Consider the following 22,726-nt stretch of genomic DNA (forward strand, 5'->3'; position numbering starts at 1 on the left):
CTCATTAGGGCCAGAGAATAATACTTTCTCATAAACAGGCCGGATATACGTATGCAGTTTTACCCACTGTTGCTCAATAATATCGCTTGAATTAAGTGAGGTGTCCATATACGTACTTGCAGCGTGTCTCAGAAGTGTCTGCACATGCGCTGACCGCAGGTCATTGGAACCCGTGTTGCTGAACGTTGCTACTGAGTATTACCGTAGCGGTATAGCAACAGGTTCACTGAGGTGAGGGTGTAAATCCCATTAACACCAACCTCTCATCATCCCCCTGATACTTCAAAAACAACTGCGCAATATCATTCGGCGCTGATGACACAGCGCTAAACCCATGTTGTGCGTAAAACCCTTCTAAATGCGCTAAGGCGAAAATATACGTCTTACCATCACAGAGAACTGATCCTAGTTCTCGCATTAAACGATGCCCCACACCTTGGCCACGGTAATCCGGGTGCACTAACATGCCAGTTAAAATGGCTAACTGACCAATAGGCCGAATACGCGCACTAGCGACTATTTTTGATGACGCTATGTCGGTGCTGTTAGCGGGAGTACTGTCTTCTTGCGTTAACACGCAGACAGACTCTTTCTGCAACAAGCGTGCATAAGGCATATGCTGGCGATAGAACTTCTTCACCTCGATACGCTCATCAGGCGCTAACCAAGTTAATTGCACTGTGTAACGACCTCATTCTTAGTCTGTATAGAGCTGGGAATATTATGTTGTTCATTGATAGTAATCAGAGTAATACAAATGAAGCAAGTATCCGCAGCAGGGATGCTGTGGTTAAGCCCTCAGGGATGAGTTAATGGCGTCTTGCGTAATTGTGTCACTCTGATGCACAACTTAATATTGCAAATTGCTAATTGCAGACACAACGACGATTTACTATTTTGGAAAAGTCATCCATGGCAAATCGTCATAAATGTTCCAGACATAAAAAAACCGCCTGTTGGCGGTTTTTATGGGCGTTGAACCAGCAACGCCGAATTAATCGATAACGATTATAGACCTGCGTCAGCGCGTAGTGCGTCAACTTTGTCTGTTGCTTCCCATGGGAACTCGTTACGACCAAAGTGACCGTATGCTGCAGTCGCTTGGTAGATTGGACGAGCTAGGTTTAACATTTCTGTTAGACCGTATGGGCGTAGGTCGAAGTGACGACGTACTAGATCGATTAGTAGCTCTTCAGCAACTTTAGCTGTACCGAATGTTTCGATGCTGATTGATGTTGGCTCTGCAACACCAATTGCGTAAGACACTTGGATCTCACAACGGTCAGCTAGACCAGCTGCAACGATGTTTTTAGCAACGTAACGTGCTGCGTATGCTGCACTACGGTCAACTTTTGATGGATCTTTACCAGAGAAAGCACCACCACCGTGACGAGCCATACCACCGTATGTATCAACGATGATCTTACGACCCGTTAGACCACAGTCACCTACTGGACCACCGATAACAAAACGGCCAGTTGGGTTGATGAAGTATTTAGTGTCTTTAGATAACCACTTAGCCGGTAATACTGGCTTGATGATGGTTTCCATTACACCTTCAATTAGGTCTGCTTGTGTTACATCTTCGCTGTGCTGCGTAGATAGAACTACTGCATCGATACCAGCAACGCTACCGTCGCTGTTATAAGCGAAAGTCACCTGACTTTTTGCATCTGGACGTAACCAAGGCAAAGTCTTGTCTTTACGTACTTCAGACTGACGCTTTACCAGCATGTGCGAGTAAGTGATAGGTGCAGGCATGTAAACATCAGTTTCGTTGTTTGCATAACCAAACATTAGACCTTGGTCACCAGCGCCTTGCTCTTTAGGATCAGCACGGTCAACACCTTGGTTGATGTCTGGAGACTGCTTACCAATCACGTTTAAGATTGCACAAGAGTCTGCATCAAAACCCATATCTGAATGAGTGTAGCCAATGTCACGTACAGTCTTACGGGTGATCTCTTCGATATCAACCCAAGCAGAAGTGGTAACTTCGCCGCCAACCATAACCATGCCAGTTTTGACATAAGTTTCGCATGCTACACGAGCTTTTGGATCTTGCTCCAAAATTGCGTCTAATACCGCATCAGAAATCTGATCGGCGATTTTATCTGGATGACCTTCTGAGACCGACTCAGAGGTGAACAAGTGCTTTGCCATGATGGAAAATCTCGTCTTTAAACAATTTGAATGTGTAGAAGTATCTACATCTAGACGGCTATTCTAGTGTAAAACGGCGTTGATAACACCCCCTTCGCTAAATTTTGTGCGGTCTCTCGCGCTATTTATTTTATAGGTGCATCATGAATGTTATTTATGATTAGGCTTATCGTTATGTAACTTAAGGCTATTTTTGTACTTTGCTTGGCAGTGTTCGGCATAGAAAAAGATAAAAATTTACCATTTTGCGGTTAAATTTTAGCTGCTGGTGGAGTGAGGAATAAACTCTAGCACTAATATTGGCTTAGCTTTCATCGTACAAGGTTTACGCAAGCTTGTTATAAGTAGCAATATTTTTAATTGTTGGTGAATTAAATTTGCGTCCTACTGGCTAGTAGGCGAAAATATGGCTCCCTAATTTGTGTGTGAACGGAAGAGTAACTATAAAGTTACGGCCTTTCACTCAATCTAAGCCTCAAAACCTCAAAACCAAGCAGGAGAGAGCATGTCATCTCGTAAAGAACTCGCAAACGCAATCCGCGCATTGACCATGGATGCTGTTCAAAAAGCCAATTCAGGTCACCCAGGTGCACCAATGGGGATGGCTGATATTGCTGAAGTGCTATGGAACGATTTCCTAAAGCACAACCCAAACAACCCTGAATGGGTTGATCGTGACCGCTTTATTCTTTCTAACGGTCATGGCTCTATGCTTATTTACTCTTTGCTACACCTTACAGGTTACGCACTGCCTATCGAAGAGTTGAAAAACTTCCGTCAGCTTCACTCTAAAACACCAGGTCACCCAGAATACGGTTACACACCAGGTGTTGAAACCACAACTGGCCCACTAGGCGCTGGTATCAGTAACGCTGTGGGTATGGCGATTGCTGAAAAAACATTGGCTGCACAGTTTAACCAGCCTGGTCATGATATCGTTGATCACTTCACCTACTGCTTCCTAGGCGATGGCTGTTTGATGGAAGGTATCTCTCACGAAGCATGTTCATTAGCGGGCACGTTAGGTCTAGGCAAGCTAATTGCATTCTGGGATGACAACGGTATCTCTATCGACGGTCACGTAGAAGGCTGGTTCACTGACGATACGCCAAAGCGTTTCGAATCTTACGGCTGGCATGTCATTGCTAACGTAGACGGTCACGACAGCGACGCGATTCGCGCGGCTATCGAAGAAGCTAAGTCAGTCACTGACAAGCCAACAATGATCTGCTGCAAAACCACGATCGGTTTTGGTTCACCAAACAAGTCTGGCAGCCACGATTGTCACGGCGCACCATTAGGTGATGAAGAGATCGCAGCTGCACGTGAATTCCTTGGTTGGAACCACGCTGCTTTCGAAATCCCAGAAAACGTTTACGCGGGTTGGGATGCTAAAGAAGCCGGTGCTGCTCGTGAGACAAGCTGGAACGACAAGTTCGCTGCTTATGAAGCTGCATTCCCTGAACTAGCTGCAGAATACAAGCGCCGTGTAATCACTGGTGACTTACCTGCTGACTTTGAAGAAAAAGCGCAAGCTTTCATTCAAGAGTGCCAAGATAAAGCTGAAGGTATTGCTAGCCGTAAGGCTTCACAAAATGCCATTGGTGCATTTGGTGCCATCCTACCTGAAATGCTAGGTGGCTCTGCAGATCTAGCCGGTTCTAACCTAACGCTTTGGTCTGGTTCTAAAGGTATCCAAGACGATCCTGCTGGTAACTACATTTTCTACGGCGTACGTGAATTCGGTATGAGCGGCATCATGAACGGTGCATCACTTCACGGTGGTTTCATCAACTACGGCGCAACTTTCATGATGTTCATGGAGTATGCGCGTAACGCTGTTCGTATGTCGGCGCTGATGGGCATTCAAAACATCTTCGTTTACACCCACGACTCTATCGGTCAAGGTGAAGATGGTCCAACTCACCAGCCAGTTGAGCAGTTAGCTAACCTACGTATGACACCAAACATGAACGTATGGCGTCCATGTGATGCGGCTGAAACTGCCGTTTCTTGGAAGAATGCAATTGAGCGCCGTACAGCGCCTACATCGTTAATCTTCAGCCGTCAAAACCTTCCTGCCCAAGCACGTACTGCAGAGCAGTTAGCTAACGTTGCTAAAGGTGGTTATGTACTAAGTGATTGTGCTGGTACGCCAGACCTAATCCTTATTGCTACGGGTTCTGAAGTGCAACTAGCACTTGATTCTGCTGCTGCACTAACAGAGCAAGGTCAAAAGGTACGTGTTGTTTCTATGCCGTCAACTAACGAGTTCGACAAGCAAGACGCTGCTTATAAAGAGTCTGTATTACCAAGCTCTGTGACTAAGCGTGTTGCGATTGAAGCGGCTCACGTAGATTTTTGGCACAAGTATGTTGGTTTTGGTGGTGCGGTTGTAGGTATGACTACCTTCGGCGAATCAGCACCAGGCGGCGACTTGATGAAGCACTTCGGCTTTACTGTTGAAAACGTTGTTGCAACCGTTAACGGTCTATAAGCAACCAACGTGTTAGAGCAATCGGTGCAATGGTTGGTGGATCAAAAGGGAAACCTTAAGGTTAATCGGTGTATTGCACCCGCATATTGCTCTACGATGCATAATATTGCTTTACGTGTTTTGCATATTAAGCAATTATGATACAACGGCTTACCTATCGGGGTAGGCCGTTGTTGTATCTAGGCAGTTATAGGAATGAAAAAGCTTACATGATCAGAGTCGCTATTAATGGCTACGGCCGCATTGGTCGGTCAATCCTTCGTGCAGTCTATGAGTCTGCCAAACGCGATCGCATTCAGATTGTGGCGATCAATGAGCTGGCTAAACCTGAAGCCATGCTGCATTTGACTCAATATGACACCACCCATGGGCGTTTTCACACCCAAGTTAAGCTTGATAATCAACATATGATTATTGGCGATGACGCCATTAAGCTCCTGCATGAACCCAACCCTGAAAACCTGCCATGGCAAGAACTCGATATTGATATTGTCTACGAGGCAACGGGTGTCATAAACGATAGAGTCGACTGTGAAGCCCACTTAACAGCCGGCGCCAAGCAAGTTCTCATTAGCCATCCATCATCAAGTGATGTCGATGCCACCATTGTTTATGGTGTTAACCAAGATTTACTTAAAGCCGAACATACCATAGTGTCGAATGCCTCTTGCACCACTAACTGTATCGTGCCGGTTATCGATGTGCTCGATAAGCACTTCGAAGTTAAAAGTGGTGCCATCACCACTATTCATTCAGCGATGAATGACCAACAAGTTATCGATGCATACCATGATGATTTGCGCCGTACTCGCGCTGCAGGCCAATCGATTATTCCAGTAGACACTAAGCTTGCCCGCGGTATTGAGCGTATTTTGCCGCACATGAAAGACAAGTTCGAAGCTATCTCTGTACGGGTGCCTACTATTAACGTGACAGCAATCGATCTTTCCGTGACGCTAAATAAGCGCGTCGATATCGACACCGTTAACCGAGTACTTAAGCAAGCCACTGAAGGTTCGTTTTCTGGGGTGGTCGGCTTTACTAATGAGCCACTAGTATCGTGTGATTTTAACCACGACCCACGTTCAAGCATTGTTGATGGCACGCAGACCCGAGTCAGCGATGGTCATCTAGTTAAGTTATTGCTTTGGTGTGATAACGAGTGGGGCTTTGCTAACCGCATGCTAGATACCAGTTTAGAGATGATCCGTGCAGTACGTGAGACCGAGTAATTTTTAATGATTTAGATGCTGATGAAGTGAGTTGGCCTTCATCGATATCATACTGTTTTATTTTACCTTTTAATTTTAACTTAGATAGTAAGGAAGCATGAAAATGGCGATTCTTAATATGCAAGATCTTGAGCTTCAAGGTAAGCGCGTGCTTATTCGTGAAGATCTAAACGTACCGGTTAAAGATGGCGTTGTTACCAGCGACGCACGTCTACGTGCATCACTGCCAACCATTAAGCTAGCGCTAGAAAAAGGTGCTGCAGTTATGGTGATGTCTCACCTAGGTCGTCCAACAGAGGGTGAGTTCAACGCTGAGTTCTCAATGCAGCCAGTGGTTGATTACCTAACAAAAGCACTTGATTGCAATGTGCGCCTAGCAGCTGACTACCTTGATGGGGTTGAAGTAGCGGTTGGCGAAGTGGTTGTTTTTGAAAACGTGCGCTTCAATGTGGGCGAGAAGAAGAACGACGAAGCACTTGCTAAGAAGATGGCAGCACTTTGTGACGTATACGTGATGGATGCCTTTGGTACTGCGCACCGCGCCCAAGCATCAACTCACGGTGTTGGTCTACACGCGCCTATCGCCTGTGCTGGCCCATTGTTAGCTGGCGAACTTGCAGCACTTGGTAAAGCACTAGATAACCCAGCGCGCCCAATGGTGGCGATTGTTGGTGGCTCAAAAGTATCAACTAAGCTAACGGTACTTGAAAGTCTTTCAACTAAAGTTGACCAACTTGTTGTTGGCGGTGGTATCGCTAACACTTTCGTTGCTGCTGCAGGCCATCAAGTCGGTAAGTCACTTTATGAAGCCGATCTGATTGAAGAAGCTAAGCGCCTTGTTGCTAACGCGCAAAGCCGTGGTGGTGACATTCCTGTGCCAACAGACGTAGTCGTTGCTGGCGAGTTCAGCCCTACAGCAGAGGCGACACTGAAAGATGTGGGCAGCGTATCTGACACAGATATGATTTTTGATATCGGCCCAGACAGTGCTGAAGCATTGGCTGAAATCATCAAGAATGCGGGTACCGTTGTATGGAACGGCCCAGTAGGTGTATTTGAGTTTGATCAGTTTGGTGAAGGTACTAAGCGTATTGCTCAGGCGATTGCAGAGTCAAATGCATTTTCTATCGCGGGTGGCGGTGACACACTAGCGGCAGTCGACAAATATGATATTGCTGACAAAGTGTCTTATATTTCAACTGGTGGCGGCGCATTCCTTGAGTTTTTAGAAGGCAAAGAGCTACCGGCTGTGGCTATGCTTGAAAGCCGTGGTCAGTAATTAATACACAATGACCTAGTTATTACAAAATAATTACTAAACTGTTTGTTGGTGGGCTTTAAATTGACATTTGTCGAGGTTACACTAGCCGCCAACAAAACAGTGGTAATTATTGTGCTGTGCAGTAACAAAAATAAATAGTTAAACGCTGTGAAGCACACAATGATTTAGAAACAAATAAAACAGTAACCGTTTTAATGTTAGTCAGCTTAAAACTGACAATGTTAGAGCATAAAAATCCATCCAAACGATAGTGACCTTGGTGAGGCAACTCACCCTATTATTGGAGTAAAAAATGGCCTTAATTTCCCTACGTCAAATGTTAGATCACGCAGCAGAGCACGGTTATGGTGTACCTGCGTTTAACGTGAATAACCTTGAGCAGATGCGTGCGATTATGCAAGCGGCTGAGGCGACTGACAGCCCTGTAATTGTGCAGGCATCAGCTGGTGCACGTAAGTATGCCCGTCCTCAGTTTCTTAAATATTTGATGGCTGCTGCACTTGAGCAGTACCCAGATATCCCTGTATGTATTCACCAAGATCACGGTACAGATCCTGATATCTGTCAGCGTTCTATTCAGTTGGGTATGTCATCAGTAATGATGGACGGCTCGTTGATGGCTGACGGTAAAACACCTGCATCATACGAGTACAACGTTGATGTAACTCGTCGTACTGTAGCATTTGCTCACGCTTGTGGTGTGTCTGTTGAAGGTGAAATCGGTTGCCTAGGTAGCCTAGAGACTGGTATGGCGGGTGAAGAAGATGGTGTTGGTGCAGAAGGTGTACTTAGCCACGATCAACTACTAACAACGCCAGAAGAAGCGGCTCGCTTTGTTGCTGACACGCACGTTGATGCGCTAGCTATTGCTATCGGTACTAGTCATGGTGCTTATAAGTTTAGCCGTAAGCCTACAGGTGATGTGCTACGCATCGACCGTATCAAAGAGATCCACGCACGTATTCCTAACACTCACCTTGTAATGCACGGTTCGTCTTCAGTACCGCAAGAGTGGTTAGAGATCATCAACCAATACGGTGGTGCTATCCCTGAAACTTACGGCGTACCATTAGAAGAGATCGTTGAAGGCATCAAGCACGGTGTGCGTAAAGTTAACATCGATACCGATCTACGTCTTGCATCAACAGGTGCCGTACGTAAGTTCCTAGCTGAAAACCCAGCTGAATTCGACCCTCGTAAATTCCTTAAAGCGTCTATGGAAGCGATGGCTGACATCTGTACCACACGTTACGAAGCATTTGGTTGTGCGGGTATGGGCTCTAAGATCAAGCCTAAGTCACTACAAGCTATGTATAAAGCTTACCAGTCAGGCGAACTTGATCCACAAATCAAGTAAGTTTTACGGTTAATGGTCTGTGGACTAGCAATAAAAATACCTGCCCAGTGCAGGTATTTTTTTGTCTGCAATTTGTTGAGTTGCTGCGCGCAGAAAGGCGTTATGACTTTGATTGCTCAAGCGTTGTTATAGCGCCTTGATTTTTACAATAGAGCGGTACTAGCAAGGCGGTGCATTTGTAAGCAATGTTTTCAATTGTTTGTGTTAAATGTTAATATTGCGCCGATTTTTAGGGAACTAGGTGAACGGAGTACAACAAATATGAAAAAAATGCTTACAGCTATGGCAGTGGTAATGGCAGCTCCTTTTGCTGTGCACGCTGGTGCCGATTTTGTAGAAGGCGATAAGACTTTCGCAGGTGAAGCTGAACTGGGTGCTACATTAACCACAGGTAACACTGATACCTCTTCTGTTAAAGCGCGACTGAAGATGATGCAGGAGTTAGGTAACTGGGAAAACGTTTACCTATTTGAAGGCCTATATAAAGAAGACACAGATGAAGTAACAGCAAAGCGTTACTACGGTGGTGTTCAAGGTGACTATAAGTTCGATGAAAAGAACTATATGTATATCACTGGTAACTATGAAGTTGACCCATTCACAGGTTACGATCATAAAGCTGTGGTTTCTGCCGGTTATGGTCATAAGTTTATCGATAGCGGCGATATGTTCCTAAGTGCTGAAATTGGTCCTGGTTATATCTATAAAAAGCTAGATGACGAGCAATCTGCATTGTTAGGCTACGATAGTGAAGACAGCGTTGTGGCTCACGGTGCGATGAACTTTACTTATGACATTAGTGATAGTTCGCGTTTTAGCCAGCTATTTGTCGCTGACTATGGTGATAGCTTAGAAGGTCGCTCTGAAACCTCTATTACCGCTAATATTGTTGGTGCATTAGCGATGAAGTTTGCGGTTATCGTACGTTATAACGATTCTCCGCTAGATGATAAGAAAAGTACTGACACAGAAACTAACATGACACTGTTATACGCTTTTTAAAAATGTTAACAGTTGCTCAAGAGTAGCTGTTCATTTTTTGACGGTTTATAGTTAGCTGTGAAGTTAAGTGGGTATAAGGCATCGATAAGATGCCTTTTTGTTTTGCGCTTGATTGCTTTTGGTTTGCGTTGTGTTTATTTTTAACGCTACTTTTAACCTTGGTTTTTCATCTGTATCAGGTTGTTTCGCTTGGTTTTTTAATATTGATAACATTTATGTGCGAGAACTCACGAAAGTAGCATCAGCTTAGCTAAAGCAGCATTAAATCGCGGACTCAGGCTCAGAATAACAGTAAACTGTTGCTCAGTTATTTAGTTAGAGTTGTTAATGTGTATATAGGTCCATATCGATTCGACCTCGAGTTAAGGGAGTTAGTCCATACTCGTTCCGAATCAGATTCATCATTTAAATTATCAGACATAGAATATCTTGTACTGCATCAACTTATGCAGGCTAGAGGTCAAGTTGTGTCTACTGAATCGATGTGCGACAAATTCCTGCCTAAAGTTGTTAGCTTTCAAGATATTGCTACAGCAGTAAATAACATTAAGCGCTTTCTAGGCAGAGAGCATTCTGCCTGGATTGAAAGTGTCGCTAAGCAAGGCTACTTGCTGCATATCAAGGCCAAAGAAAGGCCAATGCTAACGTGTGCATTAAGCTCGATTTCAATAAAGAACTACGTTCTTTGCCTGATCTTAGGTGTTTTGTTGATTATCTTCTTGGCAATGAACCTAAGAACCACATCAGATATTAGCCTATCTATGCCCGATAAAGTGGCTATTAAAGGTACAGACTCAATCTTAGTACCTATTTATGGTTTAGATGAAGATAAAGCTAAGTATCACTCTCGAGTGAAAGAATTGGCTTTAAAGATGGCTAATTGTAAGCATGTAAAATGGCAGCGAGTTTATGTTGCGCCGTCGAATGACGGTAATAAGCTTGAATTTATAATGAATAACTTTGCCGACGACGGTAAGGCTTGTTTGAATCTAAAAGTTAAAAATGTCGGTGATGATTGGCACTTTATTGATGATGCCTGGTTAAAAGAGGCTGGCATTTGTGAGTAAGTTCATGAAGAAGAATCCGTTTGCAGGATTTAAGGCGACACCTATTTTAGCGACCTTAACATTGATTTTGGCAATGTGTTTGTTTTTAGACCACACCATAGATTCTGACCGAAATACTAGCCTAAATTGTGTTTCAAATTCGTATCGGGTCGGCAGTGGTTTTGAAGATAGCCAACAGTTAAGGATTGAAAATACCGGTAGAGGCGTGAATGTGTCGATGAGCTACTATAGTGGTTCTAAGCTGACAAATAAGATCACTGCTGTTGGTACTGTAGAAAAAATTAAAGCGCCAATTTTAACCTATTCAATTAACTTGTCTGGCGGCCAGCACTCTAAAGGGCTTTTACAAGCTGAGCCGAATGAGTCACTGCAAGAGGCGATTCAGCTAGCTCAATATCTGGTTGCCGATAATGACAGTGAGCCGTTTTTGGTGAAAGTGTTAGAAATGAATAAAACAGCAGGCATGGTGACGATTCAAATCGATCCCGGTAACAGCTTATGGGCCTGTAAAATCAAATAAGCTCACGCCTTATTACTAACATTCTCTTTGGTGGACTTGGGCTAATGTCTAGCATTAGCTCAAGCTATATCGAAAAGCCTGTTTTAAATCACTTGCGATAAAAGCTTTTTAGATAAAGTATTCAAGCGCGCAGTAAACTCAGCCATAATGTATAAGTCATCAAACGTTGAATTGAAACGTATCTTACTGAGATGAGTTAACTCATTGACCTCATTTCTTTTACTCAAATGAATAAGGTGTCTGTGTCTAAAGTCAGAATTAAGCAAGAAGAGTCACTGTCGATTAAGTTTCTGCATCAGATGGAAGCCGGCGATAATCGTAGGCTTGATCTGTATTTTTTCCTGCCCAAAGAGATGGGGATTAACCCACAAAGCCTCAATGAAGAAGAGTATTACCACTCATCAATTACTGGGCGGCGTTCCTATTATTCATCGGGCCTACACTTGCCTTTGGTGCAAAGTCGTTTCGCAAGCCAGAAAAAGCGCACAGTTGAAGAGTTTAGATTGTATCTAAACCTGTTTGCCTACCAATTTGCAGTGGCCATTGAAACCGACTGTAAAGAGCTTGGGCAAGTAGAAGACTTTGAACAATTTTATAGTTTGCTCGACGAGTTGAGCGAACAAGTTGTGCATTTGCTAAAGCGTTTTAGGCGTAATGAGCCAAGTGACGAGAAGTGGAAGTCGTACTTTGAAAATGCCGATAATTATCTGTCTTGGTTTTGTGAGCAGCGCTTACTCAAACTGTTGGCTCACGCCCCGAGAACCAGTGATTTCAATGAGATCAACGACCGCGTGTTAAACCTGTGTCGAGCCGAGGCGCAGTACCGTAAAGAGCGTAACTATAACTCATCGCAAACGATTAAAGATCCTAACCGTATTGCCAATAAGATGTTGTTACTACGTCGACTCATTCAGCAAGGGGTAGTACTTAAAGAGGATTTAAAAACCTTAGGCGTAGGTCTTAAAAAGATGACCACAGGCATTGCTACCGGTATGGTGATGTTAGTGGTATCGGCACTGATTATTAAGGCTCAGGGCTTTTTCAGTGGCTTGACTATAGCGCTGGTACTGACGCTAGCGGTGATTTACGGATTTCGTGAGATCTTTAAAGATGATATTCGTAACGCGCTGTGGCGTATTATTCAAAAAGGCCGGCCACGCTGGAGTAGGGCATTAAGCGATACAACCAGCAAGAATATTATTGCTAGGCAACTTGTTTGGCTTGAGTTTATGCGCAAGAAAGAGCTGCCGAAAACGGTTGCTGAGATCTTAACTAAGCGCCATAGCCAAAATAAAGTCGATGCAGAGATTTTGCATTACGGTATTCACACTCGCGTATCGCAAAAGGACTTTTTGTCTGGTTACTCGACGATTCAAGAGCAAGTTAACTTTAGCTTTGTACCTTTTGCCCGTAACTTAGAGCGCGGCAAAGATAAGATCTACAAAGAGCATGATGGCAAGATAAGTAATGAATCGGTTGAGCGCCGTTATCAAGTTAACTTAGTGCTAGTGCTTAAAGAGGGCAAACAAGCGCAGCAATATGCTCGCTATAAAATCACCATGAACCGCTCAGCGATTATTGAGATCACTGAGAGTGACTTACCCTCAGGTGTTGAAAACATGGAAGAAGCACCATTTAAAGATGAGCTAACTGATAACCTCAAAGATAAACGGGAAGACAGGGTAAAGGATAAGCCAAAAGACCTGCTGCAAGATAAAAGCTCGTTAGCTGATTAATGGTTTCAGGCCATAAAAAGCCCTTTAAGTTAAAGGGCTTAATTACTGGTTTTAGGCTGTTTTCAATCGCAAGGGTTGCTGTTATTAGCTATCAAAACGAGTAAAGGCTTGGCAGATATTTTGATCACCCGTTTGCTTTGCACGTTTTAGTGCAACACCAGCATTGGCGATTAGCTGCTCTAAAGTTTGTCCTGCTTGATACGAAGCAATACCTATGCAGATCCCATCACCTAAACCATTGTCATTGAGTTTATTTAGGCTCTCTAGGGCAAAGTAGTGCGCTTGATCTGAATTAGTATCTGGCAGCACCACAATCAGCTTACCCAGCTGCCAATGAGACATTTGATAACGGTGTGGTAAATCGCGCAGTAGGTGGATTTCGACTTCCTTTTGGCGCGATTCAAGCTGACCTAAATCACTCATATGACTAAGCATTCCATCGGCACTAATATCTATCAATAATAAGCTAGAGAAGTCTTTGCACTTTTGCGTTAGGTTAGTGAAATAACGCTCTAAATCATCCTTGTGATTAAAGATGGTGCTGCGTTTTGGCACTAAGCTGCCATTTTCTCTAGCGAATGATCTTTGCTCAGCAAGCTCAAAACTGCAGTGAATGTATTCCAGTTCACCAGAGCTATCCAAGTGACCTTTTAAGGTTGCTTGTAAGAACTGATCTGGCGTGTGACTAAGTACAACAAATACCTGTCCTTTCCAACAACCTTGAATTTGTAGTTGTTGTGATATTTGTGGCCACTGCTGACTAAACTCATCACTCAATAAAGTGCTGACATTGAGCGCCGTGCTATCTTCAATTTGTAAAAGTTGATTAAAGGCATCGTTGGCTTTTAGCACAAGGCCTTTGGCGTCAGTTAACACACTGGCCATTGGTACGTCATTTAACAAACGGCACAGGGTCGCTTGTTGTTGAACTTGCTTGAGCTCACTAATATCTTCAAAGGTCACCAGCATATAACTGCGTTTATTGTCGGCGCCGATTTCGGTACGACTGTGAATAGCCAACCACTTATAGCTATCAGCATCGATGAGTAGCTCGCCATGCCATTCTTTTTCAGTTTGCATTTGATTTAAGAACTGGCTGTATTCATCTTCATCCATTTTCAAAATTCGCTGCAAGCTGCGATCAGACAGTTCGTCAATCGGCTGCTGAAGTAGGTTTGATACAGTGCTGTTGGCAATAACAACTCGACCACTATCGCTGGCGATGATACAGCCTTTATCTGAGTCAAATAAGCGATTAGTCATATAAATACTGAACTCACGAGAGCGCTGCACTAAACGATATAAGTGAGTCAAGAAGATAACAACAGCGGCAAGCAAGGTTAGCGTTGATGCACCTAAGATAAGAATATTGCGCCATTGTGAGAACTTGGCTGCAATTTCATCATTCTTAATATAAGACACCAAGAAGTACTCTCGACGAGTTTCATATTGAGTGGTTAGCTCAACTTTTAAATAAACAAAACTGGCAGCGTCGCCGTGGAATTGACCGAAATTGCTCATGGCCATTTTACGCCATAAAGCTGGGTACGACTGCTTTAAACTGCCGCCCATGGTTTCAGGTAAACGGCCTACACTGCTATTAGATTGTGCGCCGGCATACAGCAAACCTTGAGTATCAAGCATCATTAATGGCGCTTGTTCACTGGAATAGGCTGGCTTAATATTTCTTAGCATTTTGGCCATAGAGTTATAGGTAACAAGATAGCCGCGAACGCTTTGGTCTGGATTTTCTAGCCAAGCAAATTGGTAAAGATAAGGCTCAAGTTCACCATTGATTGGAGTGAACTCAAGCGGGGAGGTATAAATCTCATTACCGCCCATATTACGGGCGCTACCTAATAAAGCTGATGGCAAACTCTCTTTACCAAAATCATTGCTACTGGCAAACCTGTGTTGACCTTGAGGGTCATAAAGGGCAATACCTAATAATTCAGGCACGTTATTAACTAAGGTGTCCCAATTATTAAGCAGCTTTTGCTGATTTTCAGCGGATGGCAGGGCCAAATATTGTTTTAACAATTCAGACTTAGCAAACATCTGGGTTCTGAATTGCTGAAAAGTCACCTTGTCTGAGATTAATGCGCCCACAGCTTGCAGCTCACTGTAACGCTGAGTTGCCCAGTCTTCTTGCAAACGTCTTTCACCTAAGGTGATGATGATATTAGTCAGAATGATCACAGTCACCAGCAGCATACAGAGCTGACTGGCGATGGCTAAAATACGCGGCTGAGACCAATGGATCCCTTGAGCACTGATTAATAATGGTAGTTTGCGGCTTAGCATGTATCGATTTTTATTACGGTTATTATGCGCAATATACTAACACGAATTATCGCCCTAACCAGTTTTATAAGCCTTAGCCTATGAATTCGATAAGCTTAACTAGCCGACAATATCGAGCTCCCGTTGCTTAAACACCGCGCCTCTCGACTCGACGATTTGTCGGCAAGCGTTAATATCCACTCCAGCAAGACCATTAATAGCTGATACTTGCACATCCTTGATATATGCAGGCGCCAGCTTGATAAAGTCTAACAAGGCCTCATAAGAGCCTGTTAGTTTTGGGCGGCAATGCTGCAAGTAACTAACCTCTGTATCGGCGTTAAGCGAAATGGATAAGCTATCTACGCAGTTGGCTAACTCTGGCAAAATATTGCGCCTATGGAATAAGTTGCCTAAACCATCGGTATTTACTCGCACCTTGCCGCCCCGATTTTTAATTTCGCTGGCAACAGTAAGCAAGGTTGCCAAGTTCAGCGTTGGCTCGCCGTAGCCACAAAATACATATTCATCAAACTGGCTAACATCACCTAGCTGGCCAATGAGTTCATCTGCTTTTGGTTGACGATTGAGTTCAAGTTGGTACTCATGCACTTGTTTACTGCCATTGTGTTTAGGGCAAAACTGACATTGCAGAGTGCAGCGCCCAGTAATATTGAGATAACGGCTATTGCGAATATCGTAAACAAGGGTGGGTTGTTGAGCTTCCATGGGGGACCTATCTATAAACGGCATAATCACAGAATAAAGCTTTCAGTGGGGTAAATCTGTTTGCTGGATCGAGTAAGCATAAAAAAGGGAGGCTAAGCCTCCCAAGTTTTTAATCGTTAAACCGACACTTCGTCCGTTTTTGGCTTCCACCACCAATTGAAAAAGCGACGTGAAGTACGCCTAAAGTCATCTAAGATGATGTACAGCAAAGGCACTAAGACCAAGGTCACCACAGTCGAGAATAAAATACCGAAAGCGAGTGATGCCGCCATTGGAATGACAATCTGTGCCTGCAAACTCTTTTCAAGCAAGATAGGCACTAGACCAACAAAGGTTGTTAGCGAGGTAAGGATAATGGCTCTAAAACGATAGCAGCCTGAATCAACAGCCGCTCTAATAATGCTGTGGCCTTCAGCGCGAGCGCGGTTAACAAAGTCGACTAAAATCAAAGAGTCATTCACCACAACGCCAGCTAACGCCACAATGCCACAAAGGCTCAAGATGCTCATGTTGAGACCAAGAATAAAGTGACCAAACAGCGCGCCAATCATGCCAAATGGGATCACTGACATAATGATCAGTGGCTGACTGTAGGATTTCAGCGGAATCGCCATTAGTGCGTAAATGGTAAATAGCGCAAAGAAGAAACCTTGTAGCAAGCTAATCAAGGCGCTTTGCTCATCTGCGCTACCGCCATCAAGAGCCGTTGAGATATTAGGGTATTTAGCCTGCAACTGCGGTAAGAAATCGTTTTGTATTTCACTTACCACTTTTGACGGCTCAACCTTATTGGTGTCTGCGTTGGCATTAATTGTAATGGCGCGACGACCATCTACACGGGTGATAGACGAATAAGAATCACCAAGCTGCAGCTCTGCAACGGTTGAGAAAGGAACTGCTACACCACTTGGGGTGCGAATAAGCATATTCTCAAGGTGGCCTACAGTGCGGCGCTGCTCTAATGGGTAGCGCACCATCACCTTAACTTCTTCTTTATTACGTAGGATCCGCTGAGCTTCATAGCCATAGAATCCATAGCGAACTTGGCGGGCAAGATCCGATAAAGTCAGACCAAGGGCTTCAGCTTCTGGTCGGATTTTCAGTTTAATCTCTTGGCTAGCTGATGAGAAATTATCAGCAATGTCATACACGCCTTCATAGGTTCTAAGTTTTTGCTTAAGTTCTTCAGAGGCTTTAGACAGCTGGTCTAAATTACTCGAGGTTAGCCTAAATGAAATATCGCCGCCTTCATTGGTACTGGCGTTAATATTAAGCTTTTTCACCGCAAGTAGTTCCGGCAGGTTTTTACGCCAAGCGGTAGCAATGGCTTCGCCGTCGACTTCACGGTCTTCACCTTTGGTCAGTTCTGCAAACAAGAACGCTGAAGTGCGTGAACTCATATTAATGAAGCTGTGCTTAACCACTGGATAGCCAAGCTCTTGCTCCATTTCATTGTTCATGGCATACAGCGCTTCTTCAACTTCTTGGACAACTTTTAAGGTGTTTTCTTCTGAGCTGCCTTCTTCCATTTCTAGATTAACCTGAATAAAGTCAGATGGCAGGTTGGGGAAGAATACCCAGCGCACTTGGCCGCTGAGTACCAGCGAGATAGATAAAATCAATACGCCAATAAACACGGCAACCGCGTTATAACGCTGCACAATACAGCGCTCTAAAAACGGACGATAGTAGTTATGAATAAAGCTTTGTAGCTTGTCATTAAGCTTAGCTTTTAAACGACCTAGGGTACCAAGTTGCTCACGAGGTTTGCGCGGTTTCATATGCGCTAAGTGAGCTGGCAAGATAAGTTTTGATTCAACCAAAGAAAATATTAGGCATAACACCACCACCATACCGATGGATTTCCAAATAATTCCCTGTGGGCCTGATACCATCAGCATTGGCATAAATGCCGCAATGGTAGTGAGTACCCCAAAGGTGGCGGGCATGGCGACTTTTTTGGCGCCTTTAATCACGTTATCTAAAGAGTGGCCTTTTTCTTCAATCTCACTATAGGCGCTTTCACCAATAACAATGGCGTCGTCCACCACTATCCCTAGCACCAGAATAAAGGCGAATAGCGTTAATAAGTTAATTGATAAAGAAAACGGCTCAAGTGGCATAAATAGCATGGCGCCAAGGAAGCTAATTGGTAGCCCCATCATCACCCAAAACGCCAGTTTAATTTCTAAGAACAAGGCTAAGATCAAAAATACCAGCAAGGCACCGTAGAACATATTAGACAGCATCATGTTCAAGCGACCCTTAAGGTAATGGGTCAAGTCGCCCCAAGTATCGAGCTTTGCACCTGTTGGCAAAACGTCACGCTTTTGCTCAATATAGGCTTTAACTTGCTCTGAAATATCCAGTGCGTTTTGATCGTCAACACTGAGCACTTCAATAATCGCTGATGGTTGACCATTAAAGCGAGTGTATTCTAAGCGCTCTTCAAAACCATCATTAATAGTGGCCACTTGCGGCAACATAATACGGCTGCCATCAGGCCGTGTACTGACAACAATTTGCGAAAAGTCTTCACCGGTATAGGCTTGGCCTTTGGTGCGCAGCAAGATGTCACCATCTTTAGCGCGAATTGAGCCGCCGGGTAAATCTATTGATGAGTTTTGTACCGCCTGAGCGACTTGCGAAAAGGTAAGGCCATATTCACGTAGCTTATCTTCAGACAGTTCAATGCCGATCTCGTAATCACGTACACCAGTGACTTGGGCTTTCGTGACTGCAGGAAGTGCGGCAATATCATCACGGATCACCTTGGCCAGTTCTTTCATCTCTTGTAATGACTGGTCGCCATAAACTGAAATCCAAATGACATTGTTTTCAGGCTTAACCCGGTAAATGTTGGGCTTTTCGATATTCACTGGAAAGGTCGATATCGCATCGATACGCAGCTTAGCTTCATCGAGAATATCTTGTGGGTTGTAACTGTCTTCCACCTCAATCGATACTGAGCCAACGCCTTCGCTGGCCACAGAACTGACTTTCTTGATGCCATTAATGTCTTGGATAGCTTCTTCGATTTTAATGTTAATACCTTCCTCAATCTCTTGAGGCGCGGCACCAGGGTAGGCGACGCTGATATTAATGTAATTGAGCTCAAACGATGGAAACACCTCTTTGTTGATTATCAAGGTGCTAAATAGACCACCGATGATCAAAATCCACATCAGCAGATTTGAGGCCACGTTGTTACGGGCAAACCAGGCAATAATACCGGTTTGGCTCGAGGCGTTTGTTGGTGTAGGGGTTTCTGGGTTCATTATTGAGCTCCTGCGTTAGCAAGTTGCTCTTCATTGCCTGTCTCTGTTGCTTCATCTTGTGATGAGTTGTTTTGCTCGCCTAAAACTTTCACTAATTGACCATTTTCTGCATTAGTTAGATTAGTCAAAGATATACGCTCACCATCGGCAAGGCTGTCTTTGATGTAGACGTTTTCAAGATCGCTCTTGACGATATTAACTTCTCTAAGCTCGATACTGTTGTCATCGTTAACAACCGTGACTTTATTGCTGCGCACTAAGTGGCGTGGCAGTTTTACTATGCCTGTTACGGTACGGCCCTTGATGACGGCAGTTACAAAGGTGCCATATTTAAGTGGCAGTTGGCCTTCAAGGCGTTCACTGCGTAGATATGGATCTTTCACTTCAGCAACTAAGTAAACCATGCGGTTTTCAGCATCAATAACGCCTTCGCTGCGAATAATTTGTCCTTGCCAAGTAATGGTTTTACCTGCGAGATCTGCACTTAAGCTAACATCGGTATCTGGGTTATCAACTGACTCCAAGTAGGCAAGATCATTGTTTGACAGTGGTAAGCGAACCTCTGCAATTTGTGTGTCGTATAATTCGCCTAAGTTTGTACCTAAGGTAACGTACTGACCTAAATCGACGTTACGTGCTTTGATTATTCCGTCAAATGGCGCACGAATAACGGTGCGCTCTAAATTACGCTGGGCGCGAGCAAGTGCTGCTTGCTGGAACTTTACGTTGGCTTGCTCTTGTTTTAGCTGAGGTAAACGTAAACCAAGCTCTGGCGGAATGCCGCCGTCATAACCTTTCCAGTCGTTTTTAGCCACTTCACCTTTGGCTCGTTCTTCTTCAAGCGCGGCTTTTGCTTGGGCAAGTGAGGCTTGCGCTTGCATCAAGTCTGCCTCGTAATCAGATGGCTCAATGACCGCTAGCTCATCGCCTTTTTTGACCACGCCGCCTGCAACAAAGTTAGCCGAAATAGATAGCATGCGGCCTTGAACTTCTGTTACCAGTTGGGTTTTGTATTTAGGAGTCACAACGCCGTATGAGGGGAGGTTAAGCGAAACGGTGCGCTGCTCAACCGCAGTCACATCAATAATAGGCAGTGGCACTTCATCTGCTTTTTGCTCAGGTGCTTGTTTGGTACCAACAAGGATTATCGCAGCGATTACAAATGCGCTAAGAATAAAGAATGGCATCATTCTTCTAAGAATTGTTTTTATATTAAAGGTCATCTGATCTGCGGTTCCGTGCAAAAGGTATCTTCATTAGTGCCTAAATTACCAGAGTCAAAGCTAAGGTTAAATCATTATTTGTAAATGAAATGTTTCTAATTGTAGGGTCTTGCAAGAAAATATATCGCGAGCTAACGAATAGATATAAAAAAGGGTCACATCACTGTGACCCTTTGCGTATTGCTGCTAAAGAATAGAGGAAGCGATTTTACTTCTTCTTTTTCTTTTTGTTCTTTTTGCTGAAGTTTTTGCCTTCAGGACCGGCTTTTTTCTTTCCTGGTGGCTTAGCTTCTTTGTTCTTTGGACGTAGATCTTTAACGAAGCGACGCTTCAGTGGCTGACCGATATAACGCTCAATCTTACCCACTACGCGAATATCGTGTGCTTCAACTAACGAAATTGCAGTACCTTTAGCGCCAGCACGACCAGTACGGCCAATACGGTGTACATAAGTGTCAGCAGAGCGAGGCATATCAAAGTTGATCACGTGAGTAATACCGTCAATGTCGATACCACGTGCTGCAACGTCAGTCGCTAATAAGATGTTTACTTCACCTTTGGTAAAGCGACCTAGCGCTTGGAAACGCGCTTTCTGCTCCATATCGCCACGCATAAAGGCACAAGGAATACCTTCTTTTTGTAACAGGCCTTCAAGACTTGCTACGGCTTCACGGGTCTTAACGAAGACGATAGTACGTTGTACTTCTTCTTGCTTTAACAGTGCTGCTAGCAAGGCAAACTTATGCGCTTTGTCATCGGCTAAGTGGATCCACTGATGGATCTTAGCTTTTTCGCTGCGTGGCGCTTCAGCTTCTAACTTAACTGGGTTAGTGAGTAGATTGTGTGAGAAACGACCCACGTCACTGCCTTCAAGGGTGGCAGAGAACAACATAGTTTGTTTACGGCCAACAGATTCGATAGCAATGCTTTCAACTACGGCAGAAAAACCCATGTCTAGCATGCGGTCAGCTTCGTCGATAACAAGCACTTCTACTTCTTCAGCGTTGAAGTGACCTTTATCTAGGTACTCCATTAAGCGGCCTGGCGTAGCAACTAAGATATCAACGTTCTTCTGTAGCGCTTCTTCTTGTGGACCATAAGGAACACCACCAGTGATAATCACTGTGTCTAGGCCTAAACCTGTTGCAAGGTGGCTCGCATAACGGTGTATTTGGCTAGCAAGCTCACGGGTCGGCGTTAAAATTAATACGCGCGCGCGGCCGCCGTATCGACGTGGAAAGTCGATAAGGTGTTGCAACGCAGGCAGAAGGAAGCTTGCTGTTTTACCCGTGCCCGTAGGCGCGCGAGCTAAGATATCTCTTTGCTCCATAGCGACTGGGATTGTTTGCTGTTGTATCGTAGTGGGCTTGTTGTGGCCCATTGCTTTCAGTGACTCTAACAAACAAGGGTCAAGCTGGAGATCTTCAAATTGCATGCGTGGCATCTCAATAAATAATAGCCGGACATTATAAAGCTTATAGCAGAGACTTTAAACGATTAGATCGCTGCATCTAGAGCTTTAAATAAAAATCCTGACTAAGTTGGATAAATTCATCGCTGTACTGGCCGTTTTTCTGGCGGATAGTCAGCTGTTGTTCAAAGCTTTGCACCTCAAATGTGCTTGATACGTGACTGAGCAGTAAGATCTGCCGATTGGCCACTTTGCCCTCAACGCTTGCGGCTAACAGTTTGCCTTTTAGCGCAAGCTGGTTGTGCTCAAGTCTAGCTTCAAGTTGTGCTACTGACTCACTAGGCAAAATTACACTAGCAGCTCCATTGTCGGCCAATAAGGTTTTGATGCACTCTAATAAAGTGTCAAAGCTCAAGCTGTTAGTATGTCTAGCGGTGGCTCTGGCGCTGTTATCTGACTGCGGCCCATTAGCAAAATAAGGTGGGTTGCAGATGATATGCTCAAATCGAGGTGAGTTAGCCCCAAGTTGGGCTGCGCTATAACTCGCTATGTCTGTGCACACTATCGCTAAACGTGCAGACCAAGGGCTAGCACTAAAGTTATTTAAGCAATCTGCAGCCGCTAATGGATCAAGCTCTACAGCAGTAATACAGGCTTCGCTACGCTGTGCGGCCATTAGGCTGAGTAGGCCACTACCCGCGCCAATATCTAAAATACTTTTCGCCTTAGCCAGTGGTGCCCACGCACCAAGTAATACACCGTCAGTGCTAACTGGCATACCGCAGCGACTATCGTCGATATGAAAACGTTTAAAAGTAAAAGGCATCTAGAAGAGGTTTATTAGAGAAATTCGCGTAATTGTACGCTAAACAAGCCGAGGCTGAAATTAGCAAATTATCAGAAATTGTTAACTATTAGCCGTAGATTTTATCTTGCTGATGGTAAG

16 protein-coding genes are annotated in these 22,726 nt (G+C 44.3%); 8 read left to right on the top strand and 8 right to left on the bottom strand.

Annotated features, from left to right (window positions below):
- Positions 1-223 precede the first annotated feature (223 nt).
- Together L2740_RS08815 and metK are read right to left on the bottom strand one after the other, a co-directional pair.
- Positions 224-679, bottom strand: coding sequence for a GNAT family N-acetyltransferase (locus tag L2740_RS08815; protein WP_248949707.1), 456 nt, complete (start codon positions 677-679; stop codon positions 224-226).
- Between the two features lie 329 nt (positions 680-1,008).
- Positions 1,009-2,163, bottom strand: coding sequence for a methionine adenosyltransferase (gene metK / locus L2740_RS08820; RefSeq protein ID WP_248469969.1), 1,155 nt, complete (start codon positions 2,161-2,163; stop codon positions 1,009-1,011).
- A 505-nt stretch (positions 2,164-2,668) separates the two neighbouring features.
- Here metK and tkt point away from each other — a divergent pair.
- The 8 genes from tkt (at position 2,669) to L2740_RS08860 (ending at position 12,856) form a co-directional block, all read left to right on the top strand.
- Complete coding sequence (gene tkt, locus L2740_RS08825; RefSeq protein ID WP_248949708.1) at positions 2,669-4,660, top strand: transketolase; 1,992 nt, start codon at positions 2,669-2,671, stop codon at positions 4,658-4,660.
- A gap of 209 nt (positions 4,661-4,869) precedes the next feature.
- Positions 4,870-5,892 carry an erythrose-4-phosphate dehydrogenase gene (gene epd / locus L2740_RS08830; RefSeq protein WP_248949709.1) on the top strand — a complete coding sequence of 341 codons (1,023 nt, stop codon included), beginning with the start codon at positions 4,870-4,872 and terminating at the stop codon, positions 5,890-5,892.
- 103 nt (positions 5,893-5,995) lie between these two features.
- Complete coding sequence (locus tag L2740_RS08835) at positions 5,996-7,171, top strand: phosphoglycerate kinase (RefSeq protein WP_248949710.1); 1,176 nt, start codon at positions 5,996-5,998, stop codon at positions 7,169-7,171.
- A 295-nt stretch (positions 7,172-7,466) separates the two neighbouring features.
- Positions 7,467-8,531 (top strand): class II fructose-bisphosphate aldolase, encoded by a 1,065-nt coding sequence (gene fba, locus L2740_RS08840; RefSeq protein ID WP_028765784.1) that lies wholly within the window; start codon positions 7,467-7,469, stop codon positions 8,529-8,531.
- A gap of 261 nt (positions 8,532-8,792) precedes the next feature.
- Entirely contained in the window at positions 8,793-9,533 is a 741-nt protein-coding gene (locus L2740_RS08845; protein ID WP_248949711.1) for a DUF481 domain-containing protein, read from the top strand.
- 329 nt (positions 9,534-9,862) lie between these two features.
- Positions 9,863-10,600, top strand: a complete 738-nt coding sequence (locus L2740_RS08850; RefSeq protein WP_248949712.1) for a winged helix-turn-helix domain-containing protein — start codon at positions 9,863-9,865, stop codon at positions 10,598-10,600.
- A gap of 4 nt (positions 10,601-10,604) precedes the next feature.
- Positions 10,605-11,120: a hypothetical protein gene (locus L2740_RS08855; RefSeq protein WP_248949713.1), complete on the top strand. Its 516-nt coding sequence runs from the start codon at positions 10,605-10,607 to the stop codon at positions 11,118-11,120.
- 242 nt (positions 11,121-11,362) lie between these two features.
- Complete coding sequence (locus tag L2740_RS08860) at positions 11,363-12,856, top strand: hypothetical protein (protein WP_248949714.1); 1,494 nt, start codon at positions 11,363-11,365, stop codon at positions 12,854-12,856.
- An 84-nt stretch (positions 12,857-12,940) separates the two neighbouring features.
- Here the strand turns inward: L2740_RS08860 and L2740_RS08865 are convergent, their stop codons facing one another.
- The 6 genes from L2740_RS08865 to L2740_RS08890 form a co-directional block, all read right to left on the bottom strand.
- Entirely contained in the window at positions 12,941-15,160 is a 2,220-nt protein-coding gene (locus L2740_RS08865) for a PAS domain-containing protein (RefSeq protein ID WP_248949715.1), read from the bottom strand.
- 99 nt (positions 15,161-15,259) lie between these two features.
- Entirely contained in the window at positions 15,260-15,868 is a 609-nt protein-coding gene (locus tag L2740_RS08870; protein ID WP_248949716.1) for a TatD family nuclease-associated radical SAM protein, read from the bottom strand.
- A gap of 116 nt (positions 15,869-15,984) precedes the next feature.
- Positions 15,985-19,146 (bottom strand): efflux RND transporter permease subunit, encoded by a 3,162-nt coding sequence (locus tag L2740_RS08875; RefSeq protein WP_248949717.1) that lies wholly within the window; start codon positions 19,144-19,146, stop codon positions 15,985-15,987.
- A complete protein-coding gene (locus L2740_RS08880) occupies positions 19,146-20,369 on the bottom strand; it encodes an efflux RND transporter periplasmic adaptor subunit (RefSeq protein ID WP_248949718.1) in 1,224 nt (407 codons plus the stop codon). Before L2740_RS08880 ends, L2740_RS08875 begins: the two co-directional genes overlap by 1 nt.
- A 208-nt stretch (positions 20,370-20,577) precedes the next feature.
- A complete protein-coding gene (gene srmB / locus L2740_RS08885; RefSeq protein WP_248469957.1) occupies positions 20,578-21,804 on the bottom strand; it encodes an ATP-dependent RNA helicase SrmB in 1,227 nt (408 codons plus the stop codon).
- Between the two features lie 76 nt (positions 21,805-21,880).
- Positions 21,881-22,606, bottom strand: coding sequence for a tRNA1(Val) (adenine(37)-N6)-methyltransferase (locus L2740_RS08890; protein WP_248949720.1), 726 nt, complete (start codon positions 22,604-22,606; stop codon positions 21,881-21,883).
- Positions 22,607-22,726: the final 120 nt, after the last annotated feature.

Source organism: Shewanella pneumatophori, from assembly GCF_023283895.1.
In the GTDB taxonomy this organism is placed as follows: Bacteria; Pseudomonadota; Gammaproteobacteria; order Enterobacterales; family Shewanellaceae; genus Shewanella; species Shewanella pneumatophori.

Bases quoted from the DNA above. Each gene is read 5' to 3' on its own strand.
- metK (WP_248469969.1), bottom strand. From the start codon at position 2,163: ATGGCAAAGCACTTGTTCACCTCTGAGTCGGTCTCAGAAGGTCATCCA.
- tkt (WP_248949708.1), top strand. From the start codon at position 2,669: ATGTCATCTCGTAAAGAACTCGCAAACGCAATCCGCGCATTGACCATG.
- epd (WP_248949709.1), top strand. From the start codon at position 4,870: ATGATCAGAGTCGCTATTAATGGCTACGGCCGCATTGGTCGGTCAATC.
- L2740_RS08835 (WP_248949710.1), top strand. From the start codon at position 5,996: ATGGCGATTCTTAATATGCAAGATCTTGAGCTTCAAGGTAAGCGCGTG.
- fba (WP_028765784.1), top strand. From the start codon at position 7,467: ATGGCCTTAATTTCCCTACGTCAAATGTTAGATCACGCAGCAGAGCAC.
- L2740_RS08845 (WP_248949711.1), top strand. From the start codon at position 8,793: ATGAAAAAAATGCTTACAGCTATGGCAGTGGTAATGGCAGCTCCTTTT.
- L2740_RS08855 (WP_248949713.1), top strand. From the start codon at position 10,605: ATGAAGAAGAATCCGTTTGCAGGATTTAAGGCGACACCTATTTTAGCG.
- L2740_RS08865 (WP_248949715.1), bottom strand. From the start codon at position 15,160: ATGCTAAGCCGCAAACTACCATTATTAATCAGTGCTCAAGGGATCCAT.
- L2740_RS08870 (WP_248949716.1), bottom strand. From the start codon at position 15,868: ATGGAAGCTCAACAACCCACCCTTGTTTACGATATTCGCAATAGCCGT.
- L2740_RS08875 (WP_248949717.1), bottom strand. From the start codon at position 19,146: ATGAACCCAGAAACCCCTACACCAACAAACGCCTCGAGCCAAACCGGT.
- L2740_RS08880 (WP_248949718.1), bottom strand. From the start codon at position 20,369: ATGACCTTTAATATAAAAACAATTCTTAGAAGAATGATGCCATTCTTT.
- srmB (WP_248469957.1), bottom strand. From the start codon at position 21,804: ATGCAATTTGAAGATCTCCAGCTTGACCCTTGTTTGTTAGAGTCACTG.
- L2740_RS08890 (WP_248949720.1), bottom strand. From the start codon at position 22,606: ATGCCTTTTACTTTTAAACGTTTTCATATCGACGATAGTCGCTGCGGT.